Source organism: Anabaenopsis sp. FSS-46 (genome assembly GCF_029891665.1).
In the GTDB taxonomy this organism is placed as follows: domain Bacteria; phylum Cyanobacteriota; class Cyanobacteriia; order Cyanobacteriales; family Nostocaceae; genus Anabaenopsis; species Anabaenopsis arnoldii.
On the sequence record NZ_JANQDG010000077.1, the window covers coordinates 21,851 to 31,391 of the forward strand.

Annotated in this window: 8 protein-coding genes; 6 read left to right on the top strand and 2 right to left on the bottom strand. The window is 44.5% G+C overall.

Annotation, left to right across the window (positions count from 1 at the left end; genetic code table 11):
• Window positions 1-69 precede the first annotated feature (69 nt).
• The 4 genes from sufB (at window position 70) to NWP21_RS08890 (ending at window position 5,034) form a co-directional block, all read left to right on the top strand.
• Entirely contained in the window at window positions 70-1,509 is a 1,440-nt protein-coding gene (sufB, locus tag NWP21_RS08875) for a Fe-S cluster assembly protein SufB (protein ID WP_271730657.1), read from the top strand.
• A 97-nt stretch (window positions 1,510-1,606) separates the two neighbouring features.
• Window positions 1,607-2,389: a Fe-S cluster assembly ATPase SufC gene (sufC, locus tag NWP21_RS08880; protein WP_271730656.1), complete on the top strand. Its 783-nt coding sequence runs from the start codon at window positions 1,607-1,609 to the stop codon at window positions 2,387-2,389.
• Window positions 2,389-3,741 (top strand): Fe-S cluster assembly protein SufD, encoded by a 1,353-nt coding sequence (sufD, locus tag NWP21_RS08885; RefSeq protein WP_271730655.1) that lies wholly within the window; start codon window positions 2,389-2,391, stop codon window positions 3,739-3,741. The genes sufC and sufD overlap by 1 nt, the downstream gene beginning before the upstream one ends.
• A gap of 30 nt (window positions 3,742-3,771) precedes the next feature.
• A complete protein-coding gene (locus NWP21_RS08890; protein WP_280792406.1) occupies window positions 3,772-5,034 on the top strand; it encodes a cysteine desulfurase in 1,263 nt (420 codons plus the stop codon).
• A gap of 73 nt (window positions 5,035-5,107) precedes the next feature.
• On the opposite strand, the gene NWP21_RS08895 is transcribed toward NWP21_RS08890, so the two are convergent.
• Window positions 5,108-5,458 (bottom strand): DUF6464 family protein, encoded by a 351-nt coding sequence (locus tag NWP21_RS08895; protein ID WP_280792407.1) that lies wholly within the window; start codon window positions 5,456-5,458, stop codon window positions 5,108-5,110.
• Between the two features lie 165 nt (window positions 5,459-5,623).
• On the opposite strand from NWP21_RS08895, the gene NWP21_RS08900 reads away from it, so the two are divergent.
• Window positions 5,624-6,349 carry an RNA methyltransferase gene (locus NWP21_RS08900; protein ID WP_280792408.1) on the top strand — a complete coding sequence of 242 codons (726 nt, stop codon included), beginning with the start codon at window positions 5,624-5,626 and terminating at the stop codon, window positions 6,347-6,349.
• Window positions 6,350-6,515: 166 nt separating this feature from the next.
• Window positions 6,516-7,922 (top strand): serine hydrolase, encoded by a 1,407-nt coding sequence (locus NWP21_RS08905; RefSeq protein WP_271730649.1) that lies wholly within the window; start codon window positions 6,516-6,518, stop codon window positions 7,920-7,922.
• A 136-nt stretch (window positions 7,923-8,058) separates the two neighbouring features.
• Here the strand turns inward: NWP21_RS08905 and dprA are convergent, their stop codons facing one another.
• Window positions 8,059-9,189 carry a DNA-processing protein DprA gene (dprA, locus tag NWP21_RS08910; RefSeq protein ID WP_271730647.1) on the bottom strand — a complete coding sequence of 377 codons (1,131 nt, stop codon included), beginning with the start codon at window positions 9,187-9,189 and terminating at the stop codon, window positions 8,059-8,061.
• Window positions 9,190-9,541: the final 352 nt, after the last annotated feature.

Below are 9,541 nucleotides of genomic sequence, written 5' to 3' on the forward strand. Positions count from 1 at the left end.
GCCATCCTTAAAGAGATATCAGTAAACAGATTCCACAATTGCAGTTCTGAACACAAGAGATTTATACCGATGAGTGCCACTGTCAAAACCTTAGTCAACCAACCCTACAAGTACGGCTTTATCACCGATATTGAAGCCGACACTATCCCCCGGGGACTAAACGAGGACGTTGTTCGCTTGATCTCCGCCAAGAAGAACGAACCACAGTTCATGTTAGATTTTCGGCTCAGATGTTATCGCCAGTGGCAAAAAATGACGGAACCAACTTGGCCTAGCGTCAAGTACCCGCCCATCGACTATCAGAATATTATCTACTACTCCGCCCCCAAAAAAGCCAAAGCCAAGCTCAACAGCTTGGATGAAGTAGACCCCACCCTACTAGAAACCTTTGAAAAATTGGGTATTTCCCTATCGGAACAAAAGCGCCTCGCCAATGTCGCCGTTGATGCGATTTTTGATAGCGTTTCGGTGGCTACGACCTTTAAAGAAAAACTAGCCGAAGATGGGGTTATCTTCTGCTCAATTTCCGAAGCCCTACAAGAACACCCCGAACTTGTGCGGAAGTACCTGGGTAGCGTTGTTCCCGCGGCGGATAATTACTTTGCAGCTTTGAATGGTGCTGTATTTAGTGATGGTTCTTTTGTCTATATTCCTAAAGGCGTAAAATGCCCCATGGAATTGTCTACATATTTCCGCATCAACTCTGGTGATACAGGACAATTTGAACGGACTTTGATTGTAGCCGAAGAAGGTAGCTATGTTTCCTACCTAGAAGGTTGTACCGCACCTATGTATGACAGCAACCAACTACACGCCGCTGTAGTGGAACTAGTCGCCCTGGACAACGCCGAAATTAAATACTCCACTGTCCAAAACTGGTACGCCGGGGACGAAAATGGTAAAGGTGGAATCTATAATTTTGTCACCAAACGCGGTTTGTGTCAAGGTGTCAATTCTAAAATTTCCTGGACTCAAGTAGAAACAGGTTCGGCTATTACTTGGAAGTACCCTAGCTGTGTGTTAGTGGGTGATAACTCCGTGGGTGAGTTTTACTCGGTGGCGCTGACCAATAATATGCAGCAAGCTGACACCGGAACAAAAATGATTCATGTTGGTAAAAATACTCGCAGCACGATTATTTCTAAGGGAATTTCAGCAGGTAATTCTAGTAACAGTTATCGCGGTTTAGTGAAAGTCAATCCCACAGCTCAAGGCGCGAGAAATTATTCTCAGTGCGATTCTATGCTGATTGGCGATAATGCCCATGCCAATACTTTCCCTTATATACAAGTACAAAATAATACTGGAAAAGTAGAGCATGAAGCCTCTACTTCTAAGATTGGCGAAGACCAACTGTTTTACTTCGCTCAGAGAGGTATTTCCCCAGAGGATGCTATTTCTATGATGATTAGCGGCTTCTGTAAGGATGTGTTTAATCAGCTACCTATGGAATTTGCTGTGGAAGCGGACAAGCTTCTGAGTCTCAAGTTAGAAGGTAGTGTTGGATAATTGTCAACCAAGGGCTAGGCTTTTTATTTATTCCTAGTCTTGATTAAGGGACCACACAGACGCACAGAGCGCAAAGTAAGAGAAGAGAAGAGAGAACATGATTATTGAAAATAGTGAAGTAGTTCTGTCAGTGAAAGATTTGACGGCTAATGTTGATGGAACTCCAATTCTGAAGGGTTTAAATCTTGAGGTGCGCTCTGGAGAAATTCATGCGATTATGGGACCCAATGGTTCTGGTAAAAGCACTTTTTCTAAGGTGTTGGCCGGACACCCAGCTTATGAGGTGACTGGTGGTGAGGTGATTTTCCAGGGTGAGAACTTGCTGGAAATGGAACCAGAGCAACGCGCTAGAGCAGGTGTATTTTTGGCCTTTCAATATCCTTTGGAAATTCCAGGTGTGAGTAATTTGGATTTCTTACGGGTAGCTTACAATTCTCGCCGCAAGGCTCAAGGTTTGGAAGAATTGGACGCTTTTGATTTTGATGATTTGATTTCAGAAAAGTTGGATGTAGTGAAAATGAATCCGGCTTTTTTGAATCGCAGTCTCAATGAAGGCTTTTCTGGTGGCGAGAAGAAGCGCAATGAAATTCTGCAAATGGCCCTGCTGGAACCAAAGTTGAGTATTCTGGATGAGACTGATTCGGGTTTGGATATTGATGCTCTCAAAATTGTGGCTAATGGCGTGAATCAGTTAACTAGTCCAGAAAATGCCACCATTATGATTACTCACTATCAACGCTTACTTAATTATATTGTGCCGGATTTTGTCCATGTTATGGCTCGGGGTCGCATCCTCACCAGTGGTGGTAAGGATTTGGCTCTAGAATTGGAAACTCGCGGTTATGACTGGGTGTTAGAAGCTGCTGAGGTGGGTGTGTAATGACTATTCAAGTTGAGTCTATTCCCGTTTCTAACTCTCATGGTCTGCGGGATAGGGATGATTTTCTGACTGGGTTATTAAATCAAGTAATTTCTCCTAAAACCCAGGACTGGTTAGAGGAATTACGCCAAGGTGCTGCTCATGGGGTACGTCATGCTACTATCCCCACCACCCGCAATGAGGAATGGCGTTTTACTGATTTGTCAGCTTTACGCCAAGTACAGTTTCATGTAGATACACAATTAAAATCAGCTGATATCTCGGCTTTAACTTTACCAGAAGCTGTTAACAGTCGTTTGGTATTTGTTAATGGTGTTTATGCGCCCCATTTATCCGCAGTCGCAGATTTACCATCTGGGGTTGTGGTCGGTAATTTGGCGGGTTTGTCCCAGTCTCAGCAGGAGGGTGTTAAACCCTATTTAGCACAAGCTGAAGGTTCACAAGAGGTGTTTACTGCTCTTAATACTGCTGGAATTTCTGATGCGGCGGTGTTGTGGGTGGGGAAAAATGTCACCGTTGACACGCCTATTCATCTGTTGTTTCTCAATACTGCTGATGAGCAACCGAGCATTTACCAGCCTCGTTGTTTGGTAGTGGCGGAGTCTAGTAGTAGTGTAACTTTGGTGGAAGATTTTACTTTTGCTGGGTTGGGGGAGACGGAAAACACTAAGAACAAGCCGGTTTACCTGACTAATGCGGTAACGGAAATTTGGCTGGGTGACAATGCTCAGGTGAATCATACTCGGTTAGCGCGCGAAGGTGTAGAAGCTTTTCATATTGGGAAGACGACTGTCACTCAGGCTCGTGATAGTCGATATACTTGTCATGCTTTGACTTTTGGGGGTCGGTTATCTCGCCACAATTTGGAAGTCTTCCAAACTGGTGAGCAAACTGAAACTACTCTCAATGGTTTGACGATGATTTCTCACAAGCAGTTGGCTGATACTCACAGTCTCATCGCACTTAATCATCCCCATGGTACAAGCAGACAATTACATAAGTGTATTGTAGGCGATCGCGCTCATGCGGTGTTCAACGGTAAAGTTTTTGTCCCCAAACCAGCCCAGTTGACAGATGCAGGACAATTAAATCGCAATTTACTGTTATCGCCAAAGGCGAGAGTGGATACTAAACCCCAATTGGAAATTACCGCCGATAACGTTAAATGCGCTCATGGTGCTACGGTTAGTCAATTGGAAGACGATGACATCTTTTATCTGCAAAGTCGCGGAATTAATGAAAGCGATGGGCGTAAGTTGTTGATTAACGCTTTTGCTGCGGAAATTATCAACCAAATACCCGTCAAGTCTCTGCAAAATATCCTATTAAACACGGTAAATGGTCATGAATGACTATTTATCATCACTAATGACTAATTACCCATGACTTTCACCCCTACCAAAACCCTAGCTGACAAAGTTCGCCCTGACTTCCCCTTACTACATCAGGAAGTTAACGGTAAACCTTTGGTTTATCTGGATAATGCTGCTACCTCTCAAAAACCCGTGTTCGTGTTAAATATCCTACGGGATTATTACGAACAGTATAACGCTAATGTGCATCGCGGCGCTCATACCCTTAGTGCTAAGGCCACTGATGCTTATGAAGGAGCACGAGATAAAGTCGCTAAATTTATTCATGCTGCGTCACGTCAGGAAATCATCTACACTCGCAACGCCAGTGAAGCCATTAATTTGGTAGCTTACAGCTGGGGTATGAACAATTTGCAACCAGGAGATGAGATTATTCTGTCGGTGATGGAACACCACAGTAATATTGTTCCTTGGCAATTGGTAGCACAAAAAACGGGTGCCGTGTTAAAGTTTGTCGAATTGACACCCGCAGGTAGTTTTGATTTAGAACAGTTTAAACAGCTGATTTCCCAGAAAACAAAACTGGTAGCAGTAAGTCATGTTTCTAATACTTTGGGTTGCATTAACCCAGTAGCAGAAATTGCCACCATCGCTCACAGATACGGTGCTAAATTCTTGGTTGATGCTTGCCAAAGTTTACCTCATATGCCCGTGGATGTGCAGGCAATAAACTGTGATTGGTTGGTGGCATCTGGTCACAAAATGTGCGCACCCACTGGTATTGGGTTTTTGTATGGTAAGTTGGCAGTGTTAGAATCTATGCCACCATTTTTCGGTGGAGGTGAGATGATTGCTGATGTATATTTAGACCATTCTACCTATGCAGAATTACCCCATAAATTTGAGGCCGGTACCCCCGCTATTGCTGAGGCGATCGCCCTAGGGGCGGCGGTAGATTATCTTAGTAATATTGGCATGGATAGAATCCACGCATACGAAGCTGAACTCACCGCTTATCTATTCCAAAAATTAGCCCAAATACCCCAAATTCAAGTTTATGGGCCTAAACCTAACGCCCAAGGAGAAGGTAGAGCTGCTTTAGCTGCATTCACAGTCGCAGATGTCCACCCTAACGACTTATCTACATTATTAGATCAAGAAGGGGTAGCGATTCGTTCTGGACACCATTGCACTCAACCCTTACACCGTTACTTAGGTTTACCGGGAACCGCACGGGTAAGTTTGTCTTTCTATAACACCCGCGAAGAAATTGATATTTTTATCAAGGCTTTGCAGGAAACCCTGGACTTTTTTGCCGGTTTCCAGGCTTAAATGTAAGGTGGGTGATTCCCACCTTTGTGAGCTAACAGGAAAGCACTTATAGTTACTAACAAAGATAAAACGGTTAAAAAAGGTTTTCCGTAGTTGCTAATTCTCGTTGTTCATAATGACGACAACCCCCACAAGGACCAATGGGGTTAACAGCACAGCGCATATACCCAGAGCGAGCATTAAATTTACAACTAATATCACCGATGAGATAACCCACACCTTCCAAATAATAGCGATCGCGTAGCAGCGGTGACCTAGCGCCATCGCTCTCAAAGGGTGTGATCCTCTCCGGGATGGGTGTTTGTGAGTGAGTAGCTACTTGTCTGGTCCGTCGGCGTGGGTGAGAATGGGTTCTACGAATTACCCACAGGGAAAACAGGGATGGTAATAAACCAACAGTCATCACTAATAGCGTCTTCAACACCTGATCTTGGCCTCTGTTATGCGCTAACTACCTTATCCGATGTTAGCAACGGGGTGATTGCTTTGGTATTTAACTAGAATTGTATAGCTTGATGGTTACGCTATGCAAGCTATCGGTAAAATGCACAAAGTTAAGTACAAATCACAGGGATGATGGGAGGCAAAAATGGCATTGGCTGACTTAAGAATTGTGTTGGTGGAACCAGCAGGACCGTTGAACCTAGGGTCAATCGCCAGAGTAATGAAAAATTTTGGTTTACATAACCTAGTCTTAGTCAATCCCCAATGCAAACCACTGTCAGCGGAAGCCATGAAAATGGCAGTTCATGCCAAGGATATTTTAGAATCTGCGGTATTAGTACCCACATTATCAGCAGCATTGCACGGATGTGTCCGGGCGATCGCCACCACAGCGCGGGTACGTGATTGGGACACACCCTTAGAAAATCCCCGCAGCGCCCTACCCTGGTTATTAGAGTCACCACAGGAACCCGCCGCCCTGATTTTTGGTAGAGAAGACCGGGGTTTAAGTAATGAAGAACTCAATTATGCTCAGAGGTTTGTTCGCATTCCCACCAGTGACAATTATTCATCCCTGAATTTAGCCTCAGCTGTAGGTATTTGCTGTTATGAACTCGGACAAATAGCACCACCGACAACGCCACCTCCCAGCCTGGAACTGGCATCTTTGGATCTATTAGAAAACTACTATCAGCAGTTAGAATCTCTACTACTAGATATTGGTTACTTGTATCCCCATACAGCCGCTAGTCGCATGGCTAAATTCCGCCAATTGTATAATCGCGCGCACCTACAAACCAAGGAGGTATCCATGCTCAGAGGGATTCTGCGACAAATAGAATGGGTGATTAAAACCAAGAAACATGAGTAAAACTTATGATTGAACCTGAGAAAATCTACGAAATTATCCCCCTGAAACATTTAAAATAGCTTACACTAAACATACAAAGGCTACTGGTGAGTTTTGGTATGGCTACGCCACGCAAGCTAGAGTGAGATTGCACCGAAAACATTCGAGTGGGTCACAAGGAGTAACAGTGTCAGAGTCAAGTGACAAACTAAGAAACTTTTCGCGGGGTCAACCGACCAACCTTCGCCCGCGTCAGGGTAACGGACAAAAGGTGGCAAAGAAAAAAGTAAAAGTCATTAATCAGCAGCGTTCTCCCAAGAAACAAGTAGCCGTGACGGGGCTGAATTATAATATGATGTCTCGCTCCAAACCGGTGTTAGCCATGCCTACAGGGGTAAAACCCATGCCCTATATGAGGAGGGGTAAAGCACAATTAAAGACCGTCCGGGTAGACAAGCAAGCAATGCCGAAAATGGGTAGACGAGTATCGCGAAAAACACGGTTAAAGCCCATGGCTAGAACCATGTTATACGCTTTGCGGTTGTTGATTGTGGGAGTGGGTGTCGGTGCGATCATGGGTACGGTGTTGTCAGTGTTAGACCCTGCTACTCGTATGCCCAGTCATTCGGGGACACAATCTCCTCATTTGGGGCAGAATCAGCCGCAAGTTATACATAATACTTCTGGTTTATATTTAACCCAGGAAATTACCCCATTGAAAAATGCTATCCAAAATTTGGCAATTGCAAACCCCAATCTCAAACCCGGGGTGTTCTTGCTGGATTTAGAGACTGGTGGCTATGTGGATGTGAATGGATCGAGCAGTTTCTCCTCGGCTAGTACTATTAAAGTACCACTTCTCATCGCCTTTTTCCAAGATGTGGATGCCGGTAAAGTCCGCCTGGATGAAATGCTAACCATGGAAAAAGATATGATAGCCGGTGGTTCGGGAAATCTGCAACATGAAAAAGTGGGGACTCAGTATAGCGCCATGGAAATCGCTACTCGCATGAGTACAAGCAGCGATAACACCGCTACTAATATGCTGATTGCTCGATTAGGAGGTATGGAAGCCCTGAATCAGCGGTTTCAAATTTGGGGACTCTCCGCTACAGCTATTCGTAATCCTCTCCCGGATTTATCAGGAACCAATACCACTAGCCCCAGGGATTTGGCGAATTTACTGGCTATGGTCAATCAGGGGAATTTAGTCAGTATGCGATCGCGCGACCTTATCCTTGATATTATGCGTCGTACAGAGCGGAATCATCTGCTACCTTCTGGTTTAAGCCCAGGGGCAAGAATACACCACAAAACAGGTGATATTGGCACCATGTTGGGTGATGTGGGTTTAATTGATATCCCCACAGGTAAACGCTACATTGCGGCTGTGATGGTACAACGCCCCCATAATGACCCGGAAGCCGAAAAACTAATTAGCTCTATTTCTAAGGCTGCTTACCAACAATTTAACCAAAATCCGGCTTCCAATGCAGTAATGACTCCACCAGCACCTCAGAATATGGGGAACAATATCCCCCCAAATGCTCCTCAAAACCCCTTCTCGACTCCACAACCTTTCCCCTCTAGATAAGTTTTGGTAAATTCAGTCATCACATCTACCACCCCATCCATCCAATTCTTTACCGGTTACTGCTTGGGAAACTAAATTTATTTTCGGCGGTGAACTAAAAGAACATCTAGCAAATATGCAGTTTTGTGGGTAAAATTTAGGTCTTTTGATAACGCATTCCAGGGAGTTGGCAAACTAACCCCATAAGTTCTAACTGTAATAATGTGCTGGAAACTAAGCCTGTATTCATCCCTGTTTTTTGCACAATTAAATCAAAGGTTAAAATATCAGAGTCAATAGCATCCATTACTGCTTGCATTTCTGGCGGTAACCTCGGTAATTTTACCTTTTCTGGAACCTGTTCCGGGATGGGTGTAGTGTCGATTGTATCCAGTTTGGGGATAGCTCCGAGCATTTTTAACAGTTCGTCTAGTTCCCTGAGCACCAAACAAGCACCTTGACTGAGTAATTTTAAACACCCTTGCGATGGATAATCATCGATTCTTCCCGGTAATGCATAGACATCTCTGCCAAATTCATTAGCATAACCAGCCGTAATTAAAGCCCCAGACTTAGCAGGCGCTTCCATGACCAAAACTGCACGGCTTAAACCCGCAATAATCCGATTACGGCGGGGAAAGTGAGTGCGGTCTGGTGGGGTTTTGGCGGAATATTCACTCACTACTAACCCTTGAGTCAAAATCTGTTTATACAAATCGCGATTTTTAGGGGGATAAATGACATCTACGCCGGTTCCTAAAACTGCTATGGTTCTACCCCCTGCTTGCATCGCGGCTAGATGGCTTTCTGTATCAATTCCCTCCGCCATCCCAGATACGACTGTAAAGCCATTTTTAGCCAAGGCTGCGCTAATTTGGCGAGTCCAACGAATACCATAGTCTGAAGGTCGCCGTGTCCCCACAATTCCCACCATGGGTGTTTGTCCCAGATTTTCCCGCAGATCCACTTGACCCCGATAATACAAAACTGGGGGTGGGGTGGGAGTTTCCAGTAATAAACGGGGATAGTCTGGCTCCACTGGTGTCCAGAAATGGGGGTTTTCTTGGTGATGTTGGGTGAGTAATTCTTCTGGACGTACACGCGATCGCTGTGCAACTACTTTTTCTAAGGTCTGAAAACCAAAACCTTCCACTTCTGCTAATTCGGCTTTGCTAGCATTCCAAGCTGTACTTACACTACCAAAATGCTGGTTTAGCCGTTGCATTAACACTGGACCCACCCCGGAAATTTGCGACCAAGCTAGCCAATACGCTTTTTCTTCTGCCACGATTAAGTATTCCGATAAAACCTATCTAAAGTTAGCTAATATTTGTACTGACAGCAGATTTAATCTGAGTAGTAGGGCGGGCTTTCCTACCCACCCTACAAGAGCTAGTCCTAAGCTGACTATTTTATAGACAAAACTATACTTATGTTGACAAGCATTAACATAAGTGAGTTAAGAAAATCGCCCACTTGATATATAATCCTACGATATCAAGTATTGAATTAAGACTATTGCCAACGCGAAAACCAAGCAATGATAGCGGTAGTCTTTCTTGTAAATCTTAAGAGAAATATCGCGTCTGGCTAAGGCGTACAAGTCTACCAAGGGATAACCGCTCCCATGCTCCCGTTGA

What these genes read in the sequence shown, in the direction of transcription:
- sufC (WP_271730656.1), top strand. Translation starts at nt 1,607, where the DNA reads ATGATTATTGAAAATAGTGAAGTAGTTCTGTCAGTGAAAGATTTGACG.
- sufB (WP_271730657.1), top strand. Translation starts at nt 70, where the DNA reads ATGAGTGCCACTGTCAAAACCTTAGTCAACCAACCCTACAAGTACGGC.
- sufD (WP_271730655.1), top strand. Translation starts at nt 2,389, where the DNA reads ATGACTATTCAAGTTGAGTCTATTCCCGTTTCTAACTCTCATGGTCTG.
- NWP21_RS08890 (WP_280792406.1), top strand. Translation starts at nt 3,772, where the DNA reads ATGACTTTCACCCCTACCAAAACCCTAGCTGACAAAGTTCGCCCTGAC.
- NWP21_RS08900 (WP_280792408.1), top strand. Translation starts at nt 5,624, where the DNA reads ATGGCATTGGCTGACTTAAGAATTGTGTTGGTGGAACCAGCAGGACCG.